This is a genomic window from Pseudomonas sp. 2(2015) (assembly GCF_000955865.1).
In the GTDB taxonomy this organism is placed as follows: Bacteria; Pseudomonadota; Gammaproteobacteria; order Pseudomonadales; family Pseudomonadaceae; genus Aquipseudomonas.
In genome coordinates this window covers 121,219-145,236 of record NZ_JYOF01000001.1, presented here as the reverse complement: position 1 = coordinate 145,236, position 24,018 = coordinate 121,219, and the positions used below count along the sequence as shown (strand labels likewise).

General features: G+C 62.4%; 22 protein-coding genes and 1 tRNA gene. 12 read left to right on the top strand and 11 right to left on the bottom strand.

Annotated features, from left to right (window positions below):
- Window positions 1-51: 51 nt before the first annotated feature.
- The 4 genes from UB48_RS00690 to UB48_RS00675 form a co-directional block, all read right to left on the bottom strand.
- Window positions 52-906: a transporter gene (locus tag UB48_RS00690; protein ID WP_045193708.1), complete on the bottom strand. Its 855-nt coding sequence runs from the start codon at window positions 904-906 to the stop codon at window positions 52-54.
- A 332-nt stretch (window positions 907-1,238) separates the two neighbouring features.
- Window positions 1,239-2,537, bottom strand: a complete 1,299-nt coding sequence (locus UB48_RS00685) for an FAD-binding oxidoreductase (RefSeq protein WP_045193520.1) — start codon at window positions 2,535-2,537, stop codon at window positions 1,239-1,241.
- Window positions 2,534-3,622, bottom strand: coding sequence for a polyamine ABC transporter substrate-binding protein (locus tag UB48_RS00680; protein ID WP_045193519.1), 1,089 nt, complete (start codon window positions 3,620-3,622; stop codon window positions 2,534-2,536). The genes UB48_RS00685 and UB48_RS00680 overlap by 4 nt, the downstream gene beginning before the upstream one ends.
- A 50-nt stretch (window positions 3,623-3,672) precedes the next feature.
- Window positions 3,673-5,031 carry a glutamine synthetase family protein gene (locus UB48_RS00675; RefSeq protein WP_045193707.1) on the bottom strand — a complete coding sequence of 453 codons (1,359 nt, stop codon included), beginning with the start codon at window positions 5,029-5,031 and terminating at the stop codon, window positions 3,673-3,675.
- Between the two features lie 174 nt (window positions 5,032-5,205).
- Here UB48_RS00675 and UB48_RS00670 point away from each other — a divergent pair, with 174 nt between their 5' ends.
- The 4 genes from UB48_RS00670 (at window position 5,206) to nadA (ending at window position 9,879) form a co-directional block, all read left to right on the top strand.
- A complete protein-coding gene (locus UB48_RS00670; protein ID WP_045193518.1) occupies window positions 5,206-6,120 on the top strand; it encodes a helix-turn-helix domain-containing protein in 915 nt (304 codons plus the stop codon).
- Window positions 6,121-6,173: 53 nt separating this feature from the next.
- Window positions 6,174-7,043: an oxaloacetate decarboxylase gene (locus tag UB48_RS00665; protein WP_045193517.1), complete on the top strand. Its 870-nt coding sequence runs from the start codon at window positions 6,174-6,176 to the stop codon at window positions 7,041-7,043.
- 54 nt (window positions 7,044-7,097) lie between these two features.
- The gene (locus UB48_RS00660; RefSeq protein ID WP_045193516.1) at window positions 7,098-8,594 is read left to right on the top strand and encodes a YdgA family protein; all 1,497 of its coding nucleotides are present in this window, start codon (window positions 7,098-7,100) and stop codon (window positions 8,592-8,594) included.
- A gap of 226 nt (window positions 8,595-8,820) precedes the next feature.
- Window positions 8,821-9,879 (top strand): quinolinate synthase NadA, encoded by a 1,059-nt coding sequence (nadA, locus tag UB48_RS00655; protein WP_045193515.1) that lies wholly within the window; start codon window positions 8,821-8,823, stop codon window positions 9,877-9,879.
- Window positions 9,880-9,937: 58 nt separating this feature from the next.
- Here nadA and UB48_RS00650 read toward each other — a convergent pair whose 3' ends face one another.
- Window positions 9,938-11,371: a M48 family metalloprotease gene (locus tag UB48_RS00650; protein ID WP_045193514.1), complete on the bottom strand. Its 1,434-nt coding sequence runs from the start codon at window positions 11,369-11,371 to the stop codon at window positions 9,938-9,940.
- Between the two features lie 124 nt (window positions 11,372-11,495).
- Here UB48_RS00650 and UB48_RS00645 point away from each other — a divergent pair, with 124 nt between their 5' ends.
- The gene (locus tag UB48_RS00645; protein ID WP_045193512.1) at window positions 11,496-11,735 is read left to right on the top strand and encodes a sulfurtransferase TusA family protein; all 240 of its coding nucleotides are present in this window, start codon (window positions 11,496-11,498) and stop codon (window positions 11,733-11,735) included.
- 24 nt (window positions 11,736-11,759) lie between these two features.
- Entirely contained in the window at window positions 11,760-12,830 is a 1,071-nt protein-coding gene (locus tag UB48_RS00640) for an AI-2E family transporter (protein WP_045193511.1), read from the top strand.
- Between the two features lie 102 nt (window positions 12,831-12,932).
- Here UB48_RS00640 and UB48_RS00635 read toward each other — a convergent pair whose 3' ends face one another.
- Complete coding sequence (locus UB48_RS00635) at window positions 12,933-13,406, bottom strand: peroxiredoxin (protein WP_045193510.1); 474 nt, start codon at window positions 13,404-13,406, stop codon at window positions 12,933-12,935.
- A gap of 11 nt (window positions 13,407-13,417) precedes the next feature.
- On the bottom strand, window positions 13,418-13,978 hold the full coding sequence (locus UB48_RS00630; protein WP_038996628.1) for a glycine cleavage system protein R: 561 nt from the start codon (window positions 13,976-13,978) through the stop codon (window positions 13,418-13,420).
- A gap of 260 nt (window positions 13,979-14,238) precedes the next feature.
- Between UB48_RS00630 and dapA the strand changes: the two genes are divergently transcribed.
- The 5 genes from dapA to UB48_RS00605 all read left to right on the top strand — a co-directional run bounded on the left by dapA (window position 14,239) and on the right by UB48_RS00605 (window position 17,927).
- Window positions 14,239-15,117, top strand: a complete 879-nt coding sequence (dapA, locus tag UB48_RS00625) for a 4-hydroxy-tetrahydrodipicolinate synthase (RefSeq protein WP_045193509.1) — start codon at window positions 14,239-14,241, stop codon at window positions 15,115-15,117.
- A gap of 17 nt (window positions 15,118-15,134) precedes the next feature.
- Complete coding sequence (gene bamC, locus UB48_RS00620; RefSeq protein ID WP_045193508.1) at window positions 15,135-16,247, top strand: outer membrane protein assembly factor BamC; 1,113 nt, start codon at window positions 15,135-15,137, stop codon at window positions 16,245-16,247.
- A complete protein-coding gene (locus UB48_RS00615; RefSeq protein WP_045193507.1) occupies window positions 16,248-17,006 on the top strand; it encodes an MBL fold metallo-hydrolase in 759 nt (252 codons plus the stop codon). It abuts the gene before it with no gap.
- 27 nt (window positions 17,007-17,033) lie between these two features.
- Window positions 17,034-17,744: a phosphoribosylaminoimidazolesuccinocarboxamide synthase gene (gene purC / locus UB48_RS00610; RefSeq protein ID WP_045193505.1), complete on the top strand. Its 711-nt coding sequence runs from the start codon at window positions 17,034-17,036 to the stop codon at window positions 17,742-17,744.
- 93 nt (window positions 17,745-17,837) lie between these two features.
- A tRNA-Ser gene (locus UB48_RS00605) sits at window positions 17,838-17,927 on the top strand.
- Window positions 17,928-18,013: 86 nt separating this feature from the next.
- Here the strand turns inward: UB48_RS00605 and UB48_RS00600 are convergent.
- On the bottom strand, window positions 18,014-18,922 hold the full coding sequence (locus UB48_RS00600; RefSeq protein ID WP_045193504.1) for a DMT family transporter: 909 nt from the start codon (window positions 18,920-18,922) through the stop codon (window positions 18,014-18,016).
- Window positions 18,923-19,072: 150 nt separating this feature from the next.
- Between UB48_RS00600 and UB48_RS00595 the strand changes: the two genes are divergently transcribed.
- Window positions 19,073-19,879, top strand: a complete 807-nt coding sequence (locus UB48_RS00595; RefSeq protein ID WP_045193503.1) for an AraC family transcriptional regulator — start codon at window positions 19,073-19,075, stop codon at window positions 19,877-19,879.
- A 9-nt stretch (window positions 19,880-19,888) separates the two neighbouring features.
- Here the strand turns inward: UB48_RS00595 and UB48_RS00590 are convergent, their stop codons facing one another.
- The 3 genes from UB48_RS00590 to UB48_RS00580 all read right to left on the bottom strand — a co-directional run bounded on the left by UB48_RS00590 (window position 19,889) and on the right by UB48_RS00580 (window position 23,964).
- On the bottom strand, window positions 19,889-22,336 hold the full coding sequence (locus tag UB48_RS00590) for a fimbria/pilus outer membrane usher protein (protein WP_275558594.1): 2,448 nt from the start codon (window positions 22,334-22,336) through the stop codon (window positions 19,889-19,891).
- Window positions 22,337-22,537: 201 nt separating this feature from the next.
- Window positions 22,538-23,281 (bottom strand): molecular chaperone, encoded by a 744-nt coding sequence (locus UB48_RS00585; protein ID WP_045193501.1) that lies wholly within the window; start codon window positions 23,279-23,281, stop codon window positions 22,538-22,540.
- Window positions 23,282-23,367: 86 nt separating this feature from the next.
- A complete protein-coding gene (locus tag UB48_RS00580; RefSeq protein WP_045193706.1) occupies window positions 23,368-23,964 on the bottom strand; it encodes a fimbrial protein in 597 nt (198 codons plus the stop codon).
- Window positions 23,965-24,018: the final 54 nt, after the last annotated feature.

Genomic DNA, 24,018 nt, shown 5'->3' with positions numbered 1-24,018 from the left:
GGCAAGCTCCTTTGCGATCCAGCGGCGGTTGCAATCGGGTGGGGTGCGGCCTTACCAGGCGTACTGCAAGCGCAAGGTCCAGGTGTTAACGTCAGGTGATTTGTTGCGTTCCGAGACGGTATCGCTGTAGGCGATCAAGCCGCCAAACTGCGGCGAGAGCATGAAGCCCATGCTGGCGCCGAGCAGGACGTTCTCCTGCTTGTTGTCCTGGCCCACGCCATCGACCCTGGTTTCGCCGCCCGTGCTGTAAGTGGCATCAAGCGAAGCCCAGAGGGCGCGGTTGAAGGTGTAGCTGTAATGTCCCTCGACGGCGTACAGCGGGTTCTGCTCCAGCTTGCTGTTGCCCTGGTAGTCGTCGTTATCGCCATACAGCGAGACCCAGGTGTTGAGTTCCAGCCAGGTCGGGCCGATGGGGTGGCCGAAGGCGATTTCCGGCTTGATCACCCAACGGTTGGCGCCGATGTTGATCACGCGGTCTTTGTCGTAGTCGCCATTGGGCACGGTCAGCCACACGGCGCCAGTCAGGAAGGTCTCCGGTGTCCAGTGGGTGAACTCTTCCATGCTCAATGCCGGGCCGCCGAACAGGTTGTGCACGAACACCACCTGAGTGTCGCCCATTCCACCGTTGTGTTTGGTGCCGTCGAAGAACCGGGCGTTGTCGAACGACGCCGAAACATCGGCATAAGGCTGCAGTAGTTGAATGGCGCTGTTGCGTCCGGCGATGTCGAACGAGCGGGCGTAGCGCAGGATGTACAGGTCGGCATCCAGCGACAGGCCGTCGACGGGCAACGAAGTATCGATCGGGGTGTTGGAGTCGATGCGGTTGTAGTAGCCAAAGACCATGTTCAGGTCTTTGGGCAGGTTCTGCCAGTCACGGGCGTTGTCGGCGTGGGTGGGCAGCACCATCAGGCCAAACAGGCCGGCTGCAAGGGCGGTTGGATGAAGCCTCATGTGCAGGGTCCTCGGCGCTGTTCGGGTCGATGCGCAGGGTTGCGCGAAGCAAACGTTACAAGTCGCTTGAGGGCCTACTGCAAGGTGATGACGAAAGCTCCGGGCTTGCAGCCTTCGAGGGTTCTGGCGGCCAGCTCGTGCTGGCGCGGGTAGAGCTTGAGACCTGCGATCATCCTTCGATTCCCTCCGAAGCCTGTCATGCGCTGAAACAAAGACTTAACTGAAAGTAGCTGCAATTGGGTCAGTCGCAAGGAAAAGAAGGATGTTTGTCGGACGGCTAACCGTCCTTAGCCCAGCACCTCGCGCAGCCGGTACCAGAACATCCCCAACGCCAGCAACGGCGAGCGCAGGGCCTTGCCGCCGGGGAAGGTCAGGTGCGGCACCGCGCTGAACACATCCAGGCCCTGGCTGTGCCCGGCGTGAATGGCCTCGGCCAGCAGCCGCGCGGTCCAGTGGGTGACGTTCAGGCCATGGCCGCTGTAGCCCTGGGCATAGAACACGTTCGGGTGCTGTTGCAGGCGGCCGACCTGGGGGAAGCGATTGGCGGTGATGCCGATCTTGCCGCCCCACTGAAAGTCGATGCGGGTGCTGGCCAGTTGCGGGAACACCTTGAGCATCTTCGGCTTCATGTAGGCGGCGATATCTGCAGGGTCGCGCCCGGAGTAGTGGCAGGCACCACCGAACAGCAGGCGGCGGTCGGCCGACAGCCGATAGTAGTCCAGGCCAACCTTCTGGTCGCACAGCGACAGGTTCTGCGGAATCAGTTGCTCGGCCTGCGCCTGGGACAGCGGTTCGGTGGCGATGATGTAGCTGCCGGCGGGCAATACTTTGCCGCTCAGGCGCGGTTCCAGTTCATCCAGGTGGGCGTTGCAGGCCAGCACCAGGCTGCCGGCGCGTACCGTGCCGTGGCGGGTGCGTACCTGCGCAGTGGCGCCATGGCTGATTTCCAGCACCGGGCTCTGTTCGAAGATGCGCACGCCGAGAGTCTCGGCCACGCGTGCCTCGCCCAGCACCAGGTTGAGCGGATGCAGGTGGCCCGAGCCGCGGTCGATCAGGCCGCCGGCATACAGGTCGGAGGCGACCACCTGATGCATCTGCTCGGGCCCGATCAATTGGGTTTCATGCCGGTAGCCTTGCTCGGCCAGGCTTTGCTGCTCGGCCCGCAAGGCGGCGAACTGCGCCGGGGTGTTGGCCAGTTCGCAAAAGCCCCAGCGCAGGTCGCAATCGATGCCGTGGGTGCGGACGCGCTCGGCCACCACCTCGACCGATTCGATGCCGGCGCGTTGCAGGTACTTCACTCCGTCCTGGCCAACGTAGCGGGCAAAGCCATCGACTTCATGGCCGATGCCGCGAATCAGCTGGCCGCCGTTGCGACCACTGGCGCCCCAGCCGATGCGCCGGGCTTCGAGGAGGATCACCGAAAGCCCGCGCTCGGCCAGTTCGATGGCGCAGTTGACCCCGGTGAAGCCGCCGCCGATCACGCAGACATCGGCCTGCAGATCGGCGCCCAGGGCAGGGTAGGGCGCCAGGTCATGGGCCGTGGCGCTGTAGTAGGAGCGGGCGTGTTCAGGGCTGTACTGGTTCATTTGTTCGACTTCACTTTGCTCCAGGAGCGGGTCATCAGGCGCATGATCGCCGGCGTCGGGGTGCTGGACACATACAGCTTGTCGAGCACTGCTTGCGGTGGGTACACCTCGGGGTTGTTGACCAGCTCCGCGTCCATGTACTGCTTGGCCGGCGGGTTGGCGTTGGCGTAGCCGACCACGCCGCTGACCTTGGCGATCACTTTCGGGTCGAGCAGGTAGTTGATGAAGGCGTAGGCCTCTTTCGGGTTGCTGGCGTCGGAAGGAATCGCCAGCAGGTCGAACCACAGGTTGCTGCCTTCCTTGGGAATGGCGTAGGCGATGTTCACGCCGTTGTTGGCTTCCTTGGCGCGGTTGGCGGCCTGGAACACGTCGCCCGAATAGCCGAAGGCCACGCAGATATCGCCGTTGGCCAGGTCCGAGACATATTTGGACGAGTGGAAATAGGTGATGTAGGGGCGCAGGGTCAGCAGTTTGGCCTCGGCCGCCTTGTAGTCTTCAGGCTTTTCGCTGCGCGGATCCTTGCCCATGTAGTTGAGGATGGCCGGGAACAGTTCGTCGGCCGAGTCCATGAACGACACGCCGCACTGGCTGAGCTTTTTCAGGTTCTCGGGCTCGAACATCACTGCCCAGGAATCGATGTGGTCGACGCCCAGCACCTGCTTGACCTTGTCGACGTTGTAGCCGATGCCGTTGGTGCCCCACAGGTAGGGCACCGAGTGCAGGTTGTCGGCGTCGTTCTCCTGGAGGAACTTGAGCAGCACCGGGTCGAGGTTCTTCCAGTTCGGCAACTGCTCGCGGTCCAGTTTCAGAAAGGCCCCGGCTTTGACCTGACGGGCCAGAAAGTGGTTGGAAGGCACGACCACGTCGTAGCCGGTGCGACCGGCGAGCAACTTGCCTTCCAGGGTTTCGTTGGAGTCGAACACGTCGTAGATGACCTTGATACCGGTGCTGCCCTGAAAATCCGCCAGGGTGGTTTCACCGATGTAGTCGGTCCAGTTGTACACGCTGACACTGGGCTGGGCCTGAGCCACGGCGCTGACCAGCAGCGCCAGGGTTGCAGTTACGACTGTTTTCATGGGACGCATATCGACACCTTTTCGAATTGTTGTTTTCGATACTTGTTACAAGCTCGGGCTCAGACGCTGAGCAGCAGGAATTCGCGCTCCCAGGAGCTGATCACCCGTTTGAAGTTCTCGTGCTCGGCACGCTTGACCGCCACGTAGCCGCGGACGAACTTGCTGCCCAGGTACTGCTCGATGGTCGGGCAGTCTTCCATGTGCGCCAGGGCGTCTTCGATGGTGATCGGCAGGCGCAGGTTGCGCCGCTCGTAGGCGCGGCCCTGGACCGGAGCGCTGGGGTTGATCTTCTCGACCATGCCCAGGTAGCCGCACAGCAGGCTGGCGGCAATCGCCAGGTAGGGGTTGGCATCGGCGCCGGGCAGGCGGTTTTCCACGCGCATCGCCTCGGGGCTCGAGGTCGGTACGCGCAGGCCCACGGTGCGGTTCTCTTCGCCCCATTCGACGTTCACCGGCGCCGAGGTGTCGGGCAGGAAACGGCGGAACGAGTTGACGTTGGGGGCGAACATCGGCAGCACTTTGGGGATGTACTTTTGCAAGCCGCCGATGTGATGCAGAAACAGCTCGCTCATTTGCCCGTTGTCGTCGACGAAGATCGGCTTGCCGGTGGCGATGTCGACCACACTCTGGTGCAGGTGCATGGCGCTGCCCGGCTCGTCGCCCACCGGCTTGGCCATGAAGGTGGCGGTGACGTTGTGCTTGAGCGCCGCCTCGCGCATGGTGCGCTTGAACACGGTGATCTGGTCGGCAAGGTCGAGGGCGTCGCCGTGACGGAAGTTGATTTCCATCTGCGCCGGGCCGTCTTCGTGGATCAGCGTGTCGAGGTCCAGGCCCTGGGCTTCGCACCAGTCATAGACGTCTTCGAACAGCGGGTCGAATTCGTTGGCGGCATCGATCGAGAACGACTGGCGGCCGCTTTCGGCCCGGCCCGAACGGCCCAGTGGCGCCTGCAGCGGCAAGTCCGGGTCTTCGCAGCGCTGGGTCAGGTAGAACTCCATCTCCGGGGCGACGATGGGCTGCCAGCCCTTGTCGGTGTAGAGCTTGAGGACTTTCTTGAGCACGTTGCGCGGCGACAGCTCGATCGGGTTACCTTGCTTGTCGAAGGTGTCGTGGATCACCACGGCGGTCGGCTCGATGGCCCATGGCACCACGTACACCGCCGCCGAATCCGGGCGGCAGACCATGTCGATATCGGCCGGATCAAGCAGGTCGTAGTAGATGTCGTCGTCGACAAAGTCCCCGGTTACCGTTTGCAGAAGCACACTTTCCGGCAGGCGCATGCCTCGTTCATGCAGGAACTTGTTGGTCGGTGCGATCTTGCCGCGGGCGATACCGGTCAGATCACTGACCACGCACTCGACTTCGGTAATCTTGTGTTCTTTCAGCCACGCAGACAGCTGATCGAAAGGGGCATTCATAAAGACCTCGTTGTTGGTTTTATCCACGCCAGGACCGGCAGTTGCGACCGGCTTGCCACCCAAGCGGCTTCCCCTGTAGCGCGTTGAGGTCTATCTTGGGTGACGCTTGCGCATTCGATCTATCCACTTTCAGCAAGACTAAAATGCACCAAAAGAGTGCATAAAGAGCAGCTCATGACAGCGTCAACGCCTTTGCGGGTTCAAGCTTTCAACACCGCCGATGTCACCGAACAGGTCCGTGCCACCCCGGGCTGGACCCAGCATTACCAACAGATGTCTCCCGGGCATTTCGCCGGCCAGCTGCGCTGCCTCGATTTGCAGGGCGTGGAGATATACGAAGAGTGCATGAACACCCGGGTCGAGCAGAATTTCAGTGCGCCGGCCGGCTCCCTGGCGTTCTGTTTCGACCGCAACGATCACAGCCTTTACGTGCTCAATGGCGAAAGCCGCAACATCTGGATCACCCCGGAGAACTACCAGGAAGTGGCCGTGGTGTTCGGCCCGGAATTCGTCCAGCGCCACAGCCTGGACATCGCCCGCCTCGACGGGCTGTTCATGGCGCCGTTGAACTCGATGCAGAACGAGCTGTTCAGCCGCTGGCTGAGCGGCACCCTCACGCGCATCTCGCAGACCATCGACCCGCCAAGCCAGGACGCATTGGCCGCGCAGTTGCTGGAAGACTGCCTGTTCATCCTCGATAACGCGTGTATCTGCCTCGATCGCGGGGCGTTGTGGCGGCGTACCGAAGAGCGCGCAATCATGCGCAAGGTTGGCGAATGGGCGGCAGATTGCCCGGAAGAAACCCTCAATCTGCTTGAGCTTTCGCAGGTTGCCGGGGTGTCCCTGCGCCAGCTGCAGCACGCCTTCAAGACCTTCACCGGCATGGCCCCGGCGCAGTGGCTACGCTTGCGCCGGCTCAACAGTGCACGGCGTGAATTGCTCAGTTGCACGCCCAGCGATACCACCGTCGCCGAAGTGGCCATGCATTGGTCGTTCTGGCACCTGGGACGGTTTTCCGACAGCTACCGCAAGCTGTTCAAGGAGCTGCCCAGCGAGACCTTGAAGCGCGTGGCGCTGTCAGTCAGATAGCCAGCAGTGGTAATGTTCGACCTACTAAATGAAGTCGATAGCCTGGAAAGACCATGCCAAGAGCCTCCCACCAAGACCTGCGTCGCGCGTTCCGCCAACTGCTTGCCTCACCTGCCTGCTACCACACCGCCTCTGTTTTCGACCCGATGTCGGCGCGCATTGCCGCTGACCTGGGCTTCGAGGTGGGGATCCTCGGCGGTTCGGTGGCCTCCCTGCAGGTGCTGGCCGCCCCTGACTTTGCCCTGATCAGCCTGAGCGAATTCGCCGAGCAGGCGACGCGGATCGGCCGGGTGGCGCAACTGCCGGTAATTGCTGACGCCGACCACGGCTATGGCAACGCGCTCAACGTGATGCGGACGGTGACCGAGCTTGAGCGTGCCGGGATTGCCGCGCTGACCATCGAGGACACCCTGCTGCCGGCCCAGTTCGGGCGCAAGTCCACCGACCTGATCAGCATCGCCGAAGGCGTCGGCAAGATCCGCGCGGCGCTGGAGGCGCGGGTTGATCCGGAGCTGTCGATCATTGCCCGCACCAACGCGGCGTTGATTGCCACCGAAGAAGTCATCGCCCGCACCGTGGCCTACCAGAACGCCGGCGCAGACGCCTTGTGCATTGTCGGTATCCGCGACTTCGAACACCTGGAGCAGATTGCCGCGCACCTGAGCGTGCCGCTGATGCTGGTCACCTACGGCAACCCGCAACTGCATGATGATGCGCGCCTGGCCGAGCTGGGCGTGCGCATTGCCGTCGATGGCCATGGCGCCTACTTTGCCGCGATCAAGGCCACCTACGACTGCCTGCGCGAGCAGCGCGGCATCACCAGCAGCACCTCGGACCTGAGCGCCACCGAACTCACCCATACCTACACGCAACCGGACGACTACATCGTCTGGGCCCGCGAGTACATGGACGTCAACGAATAGGCCGCAAGGCTTAGTCAACGCAACAACTCTCTACAAATGGAAGCGAAACAATTCATGAAGAAATCTACAGGCGTACTCGGCCTCGCAGTGGCAGTGGCAGCGGTGTGCACCGCGGGTGCCTGGTACACCGGCAAGCAACTGCCAGGCGTGCTGGCAACCACCATCGCCGAATCCAACGCCCAGACCAAGCAGGCGCTGGTGGGTATGGACACCCTCGTGGAGCTTGAGCTGGTATCGCTGGACAGCCATCTGTTCAGCAGTACCGCCAAATACCGCCTCAAGGTAAAAAACCTGCAGGTTGGCGAAGACAGCAAAAGCTTCGAGCTGAATTTTGTCGACCAGATCGAACACGGGCCGTTGCCGCTGTCGCGGGTCAAGGCGCTGAAGCTGATGCCGGTCATGGCAGCCAGTCATTACAGCCTGGAAAAAGACGCGGCCACCGCCGACTGGTTCGCCCTGACCAAAGACGTTTCGCCGCTGCAAGGCCAGGTTGCCTACGGCTACGATCGCTCGATGGACAGCGCTTTCCAGGTGGCGCCGATCGAGTGGAGCAAGGACGGCTCGTCGCTGAAGTTCTCCGGGTTTGAAGTCACCGGCCACGGCAACGAAGGCGCCGAACACGTGCAGCTCACCGGCCAGTCGGGCGGCCTGAGCCTGAACCTGGTCGACCCTGACAGCAAAGTGCTGAAAGTCGAGATCAAGGGCCTGAGCCTGACCGGCGACATGACCAAGACGCCGTTCGGCTTCTATGTCGGCAAGATGGATATGGCCGTGGCTGATACGGTCGCCACCTTCGGCGATGAGCAAAAGGTCCTGAAGCTCAAGGGCCTGGCGCAGAACAACGAGTACAAGAACGACGGCGACAAGCTCTCGGCACGCATGGAATACAAGGTTGGCGACATCAACTTTGACGGCAAGGCCATCGGTGCCGGCGAGATGGTCTGGAGTCTCAAGCGTCTCGACATCCCGGCCATGCAGGCACTGATCGGCTGGTACCAGAGCCGCCTGCCTGAGTTCCAGCAGGCCGCTGCCGAAGGTGCAGGCATGCCGGACCTGGCGATGACCGAGGCTGAAACGGCCCAGGTGCGCAGCGATGTGCAGCGTCTGCTGGCGGCCAAGCCGCAGATCGCCCTGGAGAACCTGTCGTTCAAGACTGCCAATGGCGAAAGCCGCTTCAGCTTCAGCGTCGACCTGGCTAACCCGACCTCCCTGGAGCTGCCGCCCGAGGAGCTGTCCAAGCAGTTGATCACCCAGCTGCAGAGCAAGATGTCGCTGTCCAAGCCGATGATCGGCGACCTGGCAATCCTGCAGGCGCAGTTCGAAGGCCAGACCGATGCTGCCATTGTTGCCCAGCAAGCGGCCCAGGCCGGGGAAATGGTCAGCATGATGGCGGTGCAGAGCCAGATGGCCAAGGTCGAGGGCAATGACATTGTTACCTCGCTGCACTATGCCGATGGCATGGTCGACTTCAACGGCCAGAAGATGACCGTTGAGCAGTTCGCCAGCGTGATCATGGCCAACGCCAGCGCAATGCAGGCGACCGGCGGTTGATGTTCAGGCCCGGGGCGCCCGCCCCGGGCTTGTTTCACTAAAAAAACCTTTTGAATTCATCCGATTATCTGTAGCCTTCGGCATCCTATAAAAACCCGAGGCCGCAGCTGGTCCGTGGTTCTGTGCGCAAGGCTGCATTGCCCTGCCTGCGGAGCCTGTAGCCGATTTGCCAGGGCTCGGTGATACACTCGACTTACGCGCTCAAGCGCCTGCAGGTCCAGCGATCATGACCCAGATTTCCGAACGCCTTCTCGTCCAGGCTCACCTCGATGCCAAGCAGCCCAAGCCGCTTTCGCCCGAGCAAGAGGCCGACTACCGCGCCGCCATTGCCGCCGAACTCAAGGCGCAAAATGCGGTGCTGGTTGCCCACTACTATTGCGACCCGGTGATCCAGGCCCTGGCCGAGGAAACCGGCGGCTGCGTGTCCGACTCGCTGGAAATGGCCCGCTTCGGCAAGAACCACGCGGCCTCGACCGTGGTGGTCGCCGGGGTGCGCTTCATGGGCGAGACGGCCAAGATCCTCACTCCGGAAAAGCGCGTGCTGATGCCGACCCTCGAGGCGACCTGCTCGCTCGATCTCGGCTGCCCGGTGGATGAGTTCTCGGCGTTCTGCGACAAGCACCCCGAGCGCACCGTGGTGGTGTATGCCAACACCTCGGCGGCGGTCAAGGCCCGCGCCGACTGGGTAGTGACCTCAAGCTGCGCGCTGGAAATCGTCGAAAGCCTGATGGACAACGGCGAGACCATCATCTGGGGCCCGGACCAGCACCTGGGCCGCTATATCCAGAAACAGACCGGCGCCGACATGCTGCTGTGGGACGGTGCCTGCATCGTCCACGAAGAGTTCAAGTCGCGCCAACTGGCCGACATGAAGGCGCTGTACCCGGATGCGGCAATCCTGGTGCATCCGGAGTCGCCCGAGGCGGTGATCGACCTGGCCGACGCAGTGGGCTCCACCAGCCAGCTGATTGCTGCGGCGCAGACCCTGCCGAACAAGACCTTCATCGTCGCCACCGACCGCGGCATCTTCTACAAGATGCAGCAGCTGTGCCCCGACAAGATCTTTATCGAAGCGCCTACCGCCGGTAACGGCGCGGCCTGCCGCAGCTGCGCGCATTGCCCGTGGATGGCGATGAATACCCTGGAGCGCACCTTGCAGTGCCTGCGCGAAGGCACTAACGAGATTTTCGTTGAGCCGGCGTTGATCCCCCAGGCGATCAAGCCGCTCAAGCGCATGCTCGACTTCACCCAGGCAGCGCGGATGAAGTTGTCCGGTAACGCCTGACGACGCCTTCGCGGGGCAAGCCCGCTCCTACGGTAGGAGCGGGCTTGCCCCGCGATGCTTAGCGCATCATGTCCTTGACCATCCGCTGTTGCTCCATCAGCTCGCGCTGACGCGCATCGATCTTCGACGCCAGGACGAAGTTGTTGCCGGCGCGCTGCTTGGCGTAGTCGAGCTGCTGCAGGGCCTGGTCGAAGTCGCCCACCAGGGCAAAGTATTCGGCGCGGGCCTGGTGCAGGCCGATGGTGTTGCCCGACAAGCCCCGCACTTCCGCCACGTCATACCAGACGTCCGGGTCTTCAGGACGGTTCTTGAGTAGCGCATCCAGCGCCTTCTCTGCCTCGGCAGGGCGGTTCTGCTTGAGCAGCAGGTCGATGCGCGCCTGTTGCAGCGGGTAGTTGGCCGGGTACAGGCTGCGCATCCGCTCGACCCGTTGCTGGGCATCGGGCAGGCGGTTGTTGGTGATGTCCAGGTCGATCTGCGCCAGGTTGTAGGTGATGTCGTTGGGCGCCTTGGCCAGCAGCGGCTTGAGGTTCTCGCGCGCCTCGTTCAGGCGCCCGCCCTTGATCTGCGCCAGCGCCAGGCCGTAGCGGGCGGCGTCCATCTGCGGGTTTTCGTCGAGCTGGGCCTGGAAGCGCTTGGCGGCAAGGCCGGGGGTGCCCTCGTAGATCAGCGCCACCCGGGCACGAATCAGCTGGTAGCGCATGCTGTCTTCGGTGCCACCCTTGGGCGCCTGTTCGGCGCGGTTGCGGGTGTCGGCGATGCGCGATTCGGTAACCGGGTGAGTCAGGAGGAATTCCGGCGGCTTGGCGTCGTAGCGGTACTGGCGCATCAGGCGCTCGAACATGGTCGGCATGTTGCGCGGATCATAGCCGGCCTTCTCAAGGTTGAGGATACCGATGCGGTCGGCTTCCTGTTCGTTCTGCCGCGAGAAGCGCCGCTGCTCCTGGATGGCGGCCGCCTGGGTGCCGGCAATTGCGGCAATACCGGCATCACCGGCACCTGCCGCGGCGGCGACGATACCGATCAGCAGCGCGCCCATCATCGGCAACTGCATGCGCTGCTGGGCCTCGACGCCGCGGGCGAAGTGGCGTTGCGACAAGTGCGCCAGTTCGTGAGCCAGTACCGAGGCGTATTCGCCTTCGGTCTGGGCATTGAGGAACAGCCCGCCGTTGACCCCGACGATCCCGCCGGGGGCGGCAAAGGCGTTAAGTTCGCGGCTGTCGATGAGGATGAACTCCAGGCGCCGGTCTTGCAGCTGGCTGGTTTCGGCCAGGCGGTAGACGCTGGTTTCGACGTAATCCTTGAGCTGGGGATCGTTCAGTTGGTTGACATTGCCCCGCAGCAGGCTGAGCCAGGCGCGGCCCAGCTGGTGTTCCTGTTGCGGGGAGACAATGGCAGAACTGGCGTCGCCGAGTGACGGCAGGTCGTCGGCATGGCTGGGGAGCGCCATCAAACAGGCCAGCGTCAGCAGGGTAGGGCGCAGAAAATTCATGCACGAAGCTCTGGTCGACAAAGAACCTTACTGTAGCCCGCTCGCACGTTGGCGACCAGTGGCGGTATCCTACCGGGCTTGTTCAAAATGCTACCTGTGCCCGCATTCCTGCCTGGAGACCCCCATGAGCGAGACCCCGACCCATGACGCCGAACTCGACGCCAGCGGGCTGAACTGCCCGCTGCCGCTGCTCAAGGCGAAGATGGAGCTCAATCGCCTGGCCACTGGCGCGGTGCTCAAGGTGATTGCCACCGACGCCGGTTCCCAGCGCGACTTTCGCACTTTTGCCCGATTGGCCGGTCATACGCTGCTGCTCGAAGAGGCCGAGGCCGGTGTTTACACCTACTGGCTGAAGAAGGCCTGAGTTTTTTCTGTTAAAGGATCGTCAATGTTCAAGGTGCTTCGCGACTGGATGCAGCGCTACTTCTCCGATGAAGAAGCGGTGGTGCTGGCGGTCTTGCTGTTTCTGGCGTTCACCGCCGTCCTGACCCTCGGTGGCATGCTCGCGCCGGTGCTGGCGGGGATGGTTCTGGCGTTCCTGATGCAAGGCCTGGTCAACGCCCTGGAGCGCCTGCGGGTGCCCACGCGCTATGCGGTCGGGCTGGTGTTCATGCTGTTCATGGGCGCCCTGGCGGTGTTCCTGCTGGTGCTGGTGCCGCTGCTCTGGCACCAGTTGATCACCCTGTTCAATGAACTGCCGGGCATGCTCGGCAAGTGGCAGTCGCTGTTGTTGCTGTTGCCCGAGCGCTACCCGCACCTGGTCTCCGACGAGCAGGTGCTGCAGGCCATCGAGGTGATGCGCGGCGAGATCGGCAAGTTCGGCCAGTGGGCGCTGACCTTCTCGCTGTCGAGCCTGCCGCTGCTGGTCAACATCATGATCTACCTGGTGCTGGTGCCGATCCTGGTGTTCTTCTTTCTCAAGGACCGCGAGCAGATCGCCGATTGGGTCAGTGGCTACCTGCCCAAGGAGCGGGCGCTGATGACCCGGGTGGCCGAAGAAATGAACCGGCAGATCGCCAACTACATTCGCGGCAAGGGCATCGAGATTCTGATCTGTGGCGTGGCCACCTACATCGCCTTCATCAGCCTGGGGCTCAACTATGCGGCGTTGCTGGCCCTGCTGGTCGGCCTGTCGGTGGTGGTGCCCTATGTCGGCGCGGTGGTGGTGACCGTACCGGTAACCCTGATTGCGCTGTTCCAGTGGGGCTGGGGTGATCAGTTCATTTACCTGATGGCGGTGTACGCGATCATCCAGGCCCTGGACGGCAACGTGCTGGTGCCGCTGCTGTTCTCCGAGGCGGTGAGCCTGCACCCGGTGGCGATCATCTGCGCGGTGCTGCTGTTTGGCGGGCTGTGGGGGTTCTGGGGGATCTTCTTTGCCATCCCGCTGGCGACCCTGTTCAAGGCCGTGCTGGATGCCTGGCCGCGGCGAGAGCCGGTGGTGGCGCCGCTGCTTTGAGCATTGTGGGAGCTGGCTTGCCAGCGATACAGGCGCATTGGCCCTTGCGGCCAGCGCGGTGATGCAATCGCTGGCAAGCCAGCTCCCACAGGTAAAGCGCTATCAGGCCTTGTTCAGCGCCTGCGCTTGCGCCAGTACGGCATCGACATGCCCTGGCACTTTCACCCCGCGCCATTCCTTGCGCAGCACGCCGTCCTTGTCGATCAGGAAGGTGCTGCGGTCCACGCCCAGGTATTCCTTGCCGTAGAGTTTCTTCAGCTTGATCACGTCGAACAGCTGGCACAGGGCTTCGTCCTTGTCGCTGATCAGCTCGAAGGGGAAGGCCTGCTTGGCCTTGAAGTTCTCGTGGGATTTGATGCCATCACGCGATACGCCGAACACCTGGGTGTTGGCCGCTGCAAAGGCTGCATGCTGGTCACGGAAACCCTGGCCTTCGGTGGTGCACCCCGGGGTGCTGTCCTTGGGGTAGAAGTACAGCACCACCTGCTGGCCTTTAAGCCCAGCCAGGCTGACGGTCTGGCCGCTGGTGGCCTGGGCCTCAAAATCGGCGACGGGTTGGTCGAGTTCAACGGCCATGAAAAGCTTCCTTACATCGGGTTCTGTGGGCGCCACGGTTCGATCAGCGCATCCAGGTTCAACGCATCGGAGAAGTCCAGGAACTGGTCACGCAGCCAGCTGATCTGGGTACCTGCCGGCAGGGTCACGGTAAAGGTGGCGTTGAGCATGGTGCCGCCGGTCTGCGGGGCCTGGTAGGTGTCGCAGGTAAGGTTCTCCAGCTCCACATGGTGGTCGATGAAGAACTGGCACAGCTCGTTGATGATGTCCGGACGGTAGGCGGCGCTGACATAGGCCACGTACGGCAGCGACAGCGGGCGTACTTCGAGCTCGGCGCTGCGCACCACGTTGACGGTGAAGGTGTGCTTCTTGGCCAGGCCCGGCAGGGCGCCTTCGAAGCGCGCCAGGGCGTCCCAGCTGCCGGCGACCTGCAAAACCAGGGCACTGCACTCGCCGTGGCGGGTCAGGCGCGAGGTGACGACCGAGCAACGATTGTCGTTGCTGGCCCGGCACAGGATGTTGGTCAGCTCCATGGGATTGGCACCCAGGGCGCTGATGACAAGGAATTGTTCGCGAACGGTGGGGGTGGACATGCAGCATTCCTAAAGCGATGAGCGGTCGGTACCTGACGTGGCAAAAAGGCCGGTAGGCAGGCGCCCGGGGCTCAGGATCGAGCCTTGCGGCGCTGGCTACGCGCGTTGTCGGCAGCCCGGGGGGCCACTATGTACCGATCAAAGACAGAAGGGTAGCGAAAATGGCCGCCGAGGGGAATGCTCCGCCCGCCTGCTTCGCTTGTGCAAGGCCGATGGCGCCAGTACCATTACCGCTCTCTTTTTCCGGCAGGAGCAGTTTCATGATTGCGGGCAGTATGGTGGCATTGGTCACACCCATGGATGCACAAGGGCGTCTTGATTGGGACAGCCTCGGCAAGCTCGTGGACTTCCACCTGGAGAAGGGCACCCATGCCATCGTCGCCGTCGGTACCACCGGCGAGTCCGCGACCCTGGACGTCGATGAACACATCAAGGTCATCGAGTTCGTGGTCAAGCGCGTTGCCGGCCGCATCCCGGTGATCGCCGGTACCGGCGCCAACTCCACCAGCGAAGCGGTGCACCTGACCCGCAACGCCAAAAACGCCGGCGCCGATGCCTGCCTGCTGGTGGTGCCGTACTACAACAAGCCGACCCAGGAAGGCCTGTACCAGCACTTCAAGCACATTGCCGAAGCCGTCGACATCCCGCAGATCCTCTATAACGTCCCTGGCCGCACCTCCTGCGACATGCAGGCCGAGACCGTGATCCGCCTGTCGAGCGTGCCGAACATCATCGGCATCAAAGAGGCCACCGGCGACCTCAAGCGCGCCAAGGCCATCCTTGACGGCGTCAGCAAGGACTTCATCGTCCTGTCCGGTGACGATCCGACCGCTGTCGAACTGATCCTGCTGGGCGGCAAGGGCAACATTTCCGTGACCGCCAACGTTGCCCCGCGAGAAATGGCCGATCTGTGCGAAGCCGCCCTTGAGGGCAATGCCGAGAAGGCTCGTGCAATCAACGAACAACTGATGCCGCTGCACAAGGACCTGTTCATCGAAGCCAACCCGATTCCGGTGAAGTGGGCTTTGGTTGAAATGGGCCTGATGCACAAGGGCATCCGCCTGCCACTGACCTGGCTGAGCGAATCCTGTCACGATACGGTACGCCAGGCGATGCGCCAGTGCGGCCTGAAGTTTTAATTGAGGACGTACACCGCATGAAGCGATTGGCTGGTCTTTCCGCCCTTGCCTTGATCATCTCCAGTACCAGCGGTTGCGGCTGGCTCTGGGGCGAAGAGGGTTACTTCCGTGACCGTGGCAGCGATTATCTGGAGGCCACCCAGAAGCCGCCAATGCAGCTACCACCGGACGTCAGCAGCGCCAAGCGGCTCGACCCGCTGCTGCCGATCCCGCGCAACGTCGCCGACGACAACGTCAAGGGCGAATTTGAAGTGCCGCGTCCGCTGCCGTTGAACGCCGCGGCCGACATCAGCGATTTCAGCCTGCAGAAGAGCGGCAGCTCGCGTTGGGTGCTGGCCCAGCGCTCGCCGGCCGAAGTCTGGCCGGTGGCCCGTCAGTTCTTTGAAGACAACGGCTTCCGGATTGCCGAAGAGCGTCCGCAAACCGGCGAGTTCAACACCACCTGGCAGCGTTTCGACGAGCTCTCGGCGTCCATGGCCAAGCGCCTGGCCAGTGCCTCGAGCAGCAGCGACAACGAAGTCCGTGCGCGCATCCGCATCGAGCCGGGCGTGCAGCGCAACACCAGTGAAGTCTACGTCGTGACCGTCGAACGCCCGGCCGGCAGCACTGCCGAGCAGGAATTCCCGGCACGTTCGGCCAACACCGGTGTTGACGCCATCCTGGTCGACGAAATGCTTGCCAGCATGACCCGCAGCGCCGAGAAGGGCGGTTCGGTGTCGTTGCTCGCTGCACGCGACTTCGATGCCCCGAGCCGCGTCAGCCTCAGCGAAGACGGCAGCGGCAACCCGGTACTGAACCTGGGCGCCGACCTCGATCGCGCCTGGTCCAGCGTTGGCCGTGCCCTGGAGCAGGGTGAATGGCGCGTTGAAGACATCAACCGCAGCCTGGGCCTGTACTACATCAACCTTGCCGAGAAGGCCGAGACCAAAGAGCAGCCAGGCTTCTTCAGCCGCCTGTTCGGCAGTGCGCCGAGCAAGGAAGAGCGTGAAGCCCGTGCCGAACGCTATCAGGTTCGCCTGAGCAAGGTGGGCGAAAGCGTCCAGGTCACCGTCGAGAAGAACATCAACACCGTGGCCCCGGCAGACGTTGCCCGCCGCGTGCTGAGCGTGATTCAGGACAACCTGGGTTAAGTGCGCTTCGCCGTACTTGGAAGTGGAAGCCAGGGAAATGGCACGCTGATCGCCAGTGGCAACACCTTGCTACTGGTCGACTGCGGCTTTTCCCTGCGTGAAACCGAGCGGCGCCTGGCGCTGCTCGGCGTTTCTGCGGCGCAATTGAGCGCGGTGCTGGTTACCCACGAACATGCCGACCACGTGCATGGGGTCGGCTTGCTGTCGCGGCGCTACAATGTACCGGTCTACCTCAGCCGCGGCACCTTGCGCGGCATGCGCAAGCCGGTCGAGGCCGCAGGCTTCCTGGCCGCCAACGACACCTTGCAGTTGGGCGACCTGAGCGTTACCGCCGTCGGCGTCACTCACGACGCGCTGGAGCCGCTGCAGTACGTATTTGGCGATGGCAGCCGGCGCTTTGGCGTGCTGACCGACCTGGGCTCGTATGATACGGCCCTGCTCAGCAGCTACCAGGGCCTGGACGCCCTGCTGATCGAGGCCAACCACTGTCGCGACCTGCTCGGACGCGGGCCTTACCCGATGTTTCTCAAGCAGCGGGTGGGTGGCGACTACGGACACTTGAACAACCATCAGGCCGCGCGCCTGGTGTCGGAGCTGGACTGGCAGAACCTGCAACACCTGGTGCTGGCCCATCTCAGCAGCAAGAACAACCAGCCACAGCTGGCCCGGCAATGCTTCGTCGATACCCTCGGCTGCGACCCGGACTGGCTGCAAGTGGCCAATCAGGATTCCGGGCTCGACTGGCGTGAAATCGCCTAGCCCATCATTTAGCAAGCGGAGCCCATCATGGAAAAACGTGAAGAACTCTACCGCGGCAAAGCCAAGTCGGTTTACAAGACCGACGACGCTGACCGCTTGATCCTGCTGTTTCGCAACGACACCTCGGCGTTCGACGGCAAGCGCATCGAACAGCTCGACCGCAAGGGCATGGTGAACAACAAGTTCAACGCCTTCATCATGCAAAAGCTTGAAGAAGCCGGCATCCCGACCCAGTTCGACAAGCTGCTGGGCGACAACGAATGCCTGGTCAAGAAGCTCGACATGATCCCGGTTGAATGCGTCGTGCGTAACTACGCCGCCGGCAGCCTGGTCAAGCGCCTGGGCGTCGAGGAAGGCATGAAGCTCACCCCGCACACCTTCGAGCTGTTCCTCAAGGACGACGCCAAGGGCGACCCGTTCATCAACGAATCCCACGTCGTGGCCTTCGGTTGGGGCACCGCCGAGCAACTGGCGAAGATGAAAGAGCTGTCGCTCAAGGTCAACGACGTGCTGAACAAGCTGTTCGACGACGCCGGCCTGCTGCTGGTGGACTTCAAGCTCGAGTTCGGCGTATTCCACGGCGAGATCGTCCTCGGTGACGAGTTCAGCCCGGACGGCTGCCGCCTGTGGGACAAAGAAACCCGCAAGAAAATGGACAAGGACCGCTTCCGCCAGGGTCTGGGCGACGTTATCGAAGCCTATGAAGAAGTTGCCAAACGCCTGGGCGTGCCGCTGTAACCGGCAAGTTCACGCAAGCGCCTGATACCACGCGAATTTTTTTCGCAAACAGGCTTTGCCTTTCGGCAAACTGCTGGTATCATGCGCGCCACTGGAGAGATGCCGGAGTGGCCGAACGGGACGGATTCGAAATCCGTTGTACTGGCAACAGTACCTAGGGTTCAAATCCCTATCTCTCCGCCATTACATGTAAACGCGAAACCCCTGATTCTGCATAAGAATCAGGGGTTTTGTGTTTTTGCGCCTGGTATTTGGGAGAAACCAGCTGCTCAAGCCGTTTCGGCCAGTGCCGCGCCTGCCTTCACCGGCGGTTTGATCGAGCCGATGTACACCGCGACGATGGTCAGCAAGGCGCCGCAGATCTGTAGCGCCGAGTTGGCTTTGCCGAGAAAGGCGATGTCGATGAAGTAGGTGATGACCGGCTCCAGCAGCAGGATCAAGCCGGCCAGGCCCAGGCTGATGGCGCCGATCGAGCGGTTGACCAGAAGCCAGCCAATGAACTGCACCAGCACACCATAGATCACCAGCATCAGCAGGGTCTGGCCGTCGTTGATCGCCAGACTTTCGCCATTGACCAGGGCATAGCCCAGCAGCACCAGCGCCGCCCACAGGCTGAGGTTGAGCATCTGTGCGATCTTGTCACCACCGCCGTCAGGCAGTTCGGTGTTGACCTTCAGAAAGTAGACGCACACTGCGTAAGCCAGCCCTGACAAAACGCCATACACCACGCCTTTGATCCCCAGGGCACTGGTCATTTCCGGTATCAGCAACAGGTACAGGCCGATGAAGGCCAGGCTAATGGAAATGATGAAGTATCCAGAGGGCTTTTCCTTAAGCAGGTAGAAACCCAGGAAGGTCATGAAGAACACCTGGCAATTGGTCAGGATCGAGCCGATACCGGGGCCGACGATGTAAATGCTCTGGTGCCAGAGCACCAGGTCGATGGCCAGGAACACGCCGGCAAGGGCGGTGTAGCGGCGGGCCTTGGCGTTTTTTAGCAGCACCGGTTGGCGCCGGACCTTGAGTAGCAGCCAGAACAGCATCGAGGCGAAGAGCATGCGGTAGAAGCCGGCACCGCCAGCGCCGATCTGCGCAAAGGCAACGGCCAGGGCCGACAGGCTGAGCATCAGGCCGCCAATGGCCAGCTCGAGAATTGAGCGATTGCTGTTGGTCGACATGGGCGACTCCATTGATGAGGATCAAGCGGGCTCAGAAGCCAGCAGCACCCACGGCGGGGCAGGCCGGCAGGGCTAACATTACCCAGGGCTTTTCGGGCAGTATTGTAAAAAACTGGACATGCTGCGGCTTGGCAGGGAAGTGCAAGGCAGATGGCTGCGACTCAGGACTTCGTCACATTCACGCGCATACCCGAAGGCGGCGCTGAACTGCTGTCGGCGCGTTTCAGCAAGCAGGCTTTCGGCCGCCATTGCCATGACCGCTATGCCCTCGGGGTGATCAGCGGCGGCGCCGAGCGCATGTATTACCGGGGTAGCAACCACCTGGCTGGCGCGGGCAGTGTGGTGACCATCAGCCCCGGCGAAATCCACGACGGGCTGCCAGGGCATGAGCAGGGCTGGATGTACCGCATGCTCTACCTTGATCCGCAGTGGCTCAACCAGACGCTGTTTGGGCACAAGGGGCATGAGCATATCCATCTGTTCACGTCGGCGTTCGAGCACCTGCCGCCGCTGGCCTGTACCTTCCTCCACCATCACCAGGCGCTCGAGCAGTCGCCTTGCAGCCTTGAGCGTGAAAGCCTGCTATTGGGGTTGTTGAGTCAGGTCTTTGAACGCAGCGGAGCGCTGATTCCTGCAGTCATTGGACGTGAAAGGGAGGCGGTGCAGCGAGTACGCAGCAAGCTTGAAGCGGATTTCGACCAGCAACTGTCGCTGGAACACCTGGCCAGTCTGGTGGGGTTGGAACCGCTTTACCTGATCCGGGTATTCAAGAACAGCGTGGGAATTTCGCCCCACAGCTACCAGATCCAGCTAAGAATTGCCCAGGTTCAGCGTCTGCTGCGGGCTGGCGCGAGCATCGCCGACGCTTCCTTCACTTGTGGCTTTTTTGACCAGAGCCACATGACTCGGGCATTCAAGAAGGTGGTCGGGGTCACTCCGGGCAGCTTTCGCGCCTAGCACTGACGATTACGGCCTGCACACCAAGCGCTGACGCTCATAGTTCAACGCCTTGTCCCGCTCCGGCAGGCTATACGGCGCATTGCACTGGCGCTCGCCCCACTTGATGGTCAGGCTGCCCTGGTCTTCTTCAAGCAGCACCAGCGCCTTGCCGTTGGGGTCGGAAATTGCCAGTTGCTTGCCGCTGGCATCTTCCAGAGAGGCGCCGAACGGGATCATCGCCCCCTGTTCGTCGAACAGTTCGAACTGCACCCGCCGCCCGCTCTTGCCGGTATAGCGGGCAACCACCACGGCGCCGCGGCGCGGTACAAGTTGCTGGGTAGCGTTGTCGATTTCGATGTCGCCGCCCAGTTCGCGGGTGTCCAGGCTGATCCAGTTGACCCGGTATGGTTGCGCGTTGGGGATCACTGCGTAGCCGTTGTGCCCGGTTTCGACGCCGCTGTAGCTGCTGATCTTGGCGCCTTTGACGCCCGGCACCTGGGCCAGGGCGAAGGTTTCGCCGACGGTCTGGCCGAGGTTGATGCCACCTTGGTGGGCAACCACCGAGCCCGATACGTTGAGGTTCTGCGAGTCGTAGCCGCGGCCCTGGCTGTAGCCCAGGGTGATGTCGGCCACCGAGGTGCGGGTGTTGAGGTTGGCCGAGGCGGAGTTGCCGCCGGAGCTGCTGTTGCCGCCCTGGACCGAATAGAAGGTGTCGCTGGTCTCGGACAGGTAGCCGTTGACGCCAACCTGGGTGCTGTCGCCGCCTTTTTGTGTGCTGGTGGTGATGAACGCACGCGGCGCCCGCGCGCGGCTGCCCAGCGGGAAAGACACCGAGAGGTTGAACTGGGTATCGCTGCTTGAGCCGCCGTAGCCGTCGCCCAAATCCTTGGTGCGGGTGACGCCGAGGTTGTAGCTGGCCTCGCCCCAGTTGTTGCTGTAGCCGGCCGAAAAGCTCTGCGAGCCGCCGCGGTTCCAGTAGCGCTGGTCGCTGGCGTTGACGTACAGGCTGCCCAGTTCGCGGTTGCGGCCCATGCTCTGGTTGATGGTCAGGTCGGTGCGGGTCTTGGAGTTGCCCGGGCGCCGCTCCAGGTCGCTGCTCAAGTCCTGGACGTGGTCGGTCAGGGTGCGGAAGCCTTCGGTGGAGTAGCGGTACGCGGCCAGGGTGAAGTTGGTGTCGGTGCCGGTGAAGGTCTTGGCGTAGAGGGCGCGCACACTGTTGCCCTGGGTGGTTTGCCCCAGTGCGCGGCTGCTCGAATGGGTGACGTCGAACGACACCGCGCCCAGCGAAGTGTTCTTGCCGGCGCCCAGCGACAGCGCCTTGTAATTGTCGCTGGCCTGTACACCGATGATCCCGGTGAGGCTGCTGCTGATGCCGTAGGCCAGGGTGCTGCTGAGAATGTTCGGCGTCGCCATGCCGTCGCTGTTGCTGTTGAACTGGCCGGCCGAGACGCTGTATTTGACCTGGCCTTCACGGACCATGATCGGCAGGCTGGAGAACGCCTGGGTGGTTACCCGGCGGCGGCCGTCAGCCTCGACGATCGTGATTTCCAGGTCGCCGTTGGAGCCGGACGGGTAGATGTCGCTGATCTCGAACGGCCCTGGCGGCACGCTGGCGGTGTACAGGATGTAGTTGTTCTGGCGGATTTCGACGGTGGCGTTGGTTTGCGCCACGCCACGGATTATCGGCGCGTAGCCGCGTTCGCTGTCGGCGCGCATGCCTTCGTCGGACGCAAGCTTCACGCCGCGATAGCGCACGCTGTCGAACAGGTCGGTGTCGCTGAAGATGTCCCCGGCGCTGAACTGGCCCTTGATGGCCGTGACGTCATGTTGCAGATAGCTGCGATTGCTTTTGAAGGTGCTCGGGCGACCGGTGCTGCTGGTGAAGTTTGACTCGTTGCGAAAGCGCCAGGCACCGAGGTTGATGCCGTTGCGCAGGCCGAGGTTATTGGCGATGCGCGTGTCGGCATCGCCGGCGCTGCGGCTGCTGTTGTACTGGTAGTTGATGAACGCCGCCGGCACGCCGTCATCCCACAGCGCCGGGTCGACGTAGCCACGGATGCCGCGCTGCATTGCCACTTGCGGCACGCTGGCCGCCAGTTGCAGGCGCGCGGCGTCATAGCGCAGGCTGGCCTGGTCGATCAGCGCCGGCAGGTCGTAGCAGCTTTGCGGGGTGTTCGGGTCGAACTTGCCCTGGGCCTGCAGTTTGTTCAGGTCGATGCCCAGCTGTTGCAGCAGTTCCAGGGTCAGGCACGGTTCGACGCGGCCGGTGGCCGGGTTGCGGTTGAAATCGATGTCACGCCGGCCCACCAGCACTTCGTTGCTGTACAGGTCGACCCGGTAGTTGCCCGGCAATACGCTGTTGGCCGACAGTAGCAGTTGCAGGTCAACCGACGAAGGTGCGCCTTGCAGGAAGGTGGTGTTGAAGGCTTCCAGTTGCTGCTCGTCGCTGGCGTCCTGCGCGGCCAGCACCGGCATTGCGCCAAGCACGGCCAGCGACAGGGCGCTCAACTTCCACAGGCGGGCAGTTGCAGACTGAGCGCGCGCACGTTGGCCGGCGCAATGAGTTGGCCTGTTACCGGAAGATAAAGACATGCGAAGGAACCTTGTATCCCGAATAACGACTGGGCGCGGCGAGGGGCGCAGTTACGCGCAGGATTAACGCCTGGGCATTAACCGTTATTGTTTGCTCGGCGCTTCGGCAGCGGTACTTGCCTGGCCGCTGGACAGTGTCGTGGTGTACTGATTTTGCGCACCGTAATCATTGATGCTGGAAAAAATCAGGCGCACGTTGTTTTCAGCACCCAGGGTTTTAACCGGGAATGTCTTTACTTCACCCGGCGCGACCATGGTCGAGTCCGCTGCCAGTTCGCTTTGTTTGCCCGCCTCAAGTTTTATATCCGCCATCGAGACGTGATAAAGGCTCGGGTTACTGACCTGCAACAGGGTCTTGCCGTTCTGGCGCAGCAGTTGCCATTGCAATTCGGTCGGCGCCATCAGGGCGTTGCCCGGCAAGCCTGCGGGGCGGAAGAAAATCTTGATGCGCTGGCGCACGGCCAGTTGCAGGGTGTTGGCGGCGGCCGCGGCCTGGGGGATTTCCTGGACGTTGAGCCAGACCACCGACTCTTTGTCCGCAGGCATCCCGGCACCTTCGTACAGCACCCGCAGCAACTGCTGTTCACGGGCGAACACCCGTGCCAGTGGCGGGGTTACGGCAAAGGGCACGCTGCGCTGGGCATCGCTGTCGTCGACCCAGGATTGAATCAGCACATCCTGGTTGCCATTGCGCACGGTGACGTTGGCTTCCTTGTGGTTGCCATCAAAGACAATCCGCGTGGCACTCAGCGAAATACTGGCCATGGCCTGGCCGGCCATGAGCATGCCGAGCAACCCCAGGCATGCGGGAATAGAACGACGCAACATGGTGTGTACCGTTTGATTCAGGGTTTTGCTTCAGGGCCAATGGCGAGGCCGGGCGGCCTCGCACAAAGCAGTTCAGGCGCTACGACTTATTCGTATTGCAGGATGAACGGCAGGGTGGCGTCACCGCGACCGGCGGTGGCAGTGCCCGCTGCGCCAGTGGTGACGTAGGCGGCGGAGAAGTTCAGGATCGCGTCACCACCGGCAGCGCCGGTACCGTGCATGTCGCTCTGGATCATGGCGGTGGTTTTCGAGCTCAGGTCGATCAGCGCGCCGTTGCTGTCGAGCAGGGCGATACCGACGTTGGCTGCAGTGCCGGTGCCTTTGGTCAGGGCCAGGACTTTCTTGCCGGTGACCAGGCCCGAACCGCCGCTGGCGGCGTCAAAGATCATCGAGACTTTGGTGCCCAGGTTGCAGTTGACGTTGAGGTTGAAGTCTTTACCGGTTACACGGCCCGAGGCTGGGCTTTCAGCGGTGCCCATGTCCTTGATCGATACAGTGCCCATGTCCACGGAGATCACGCGATCAGCGTTGGCGCCGTCAACCGAGCAGGCGTCGTTGTTGATCACGCCGGTGAAGGTGATCTTGCCGCTGCCACCTTGAACCGGGGTTGGGTCCGCAGCCAGGGCAGCGCCGGACGCTGCAAGTACGGACAGGGTGATAAGGGCCAGTGAGAACTTCTTCATGGTGATGTCCATTTGTATTGGTTGGAAAGTGCTGCATGAAAATGCCAATACACA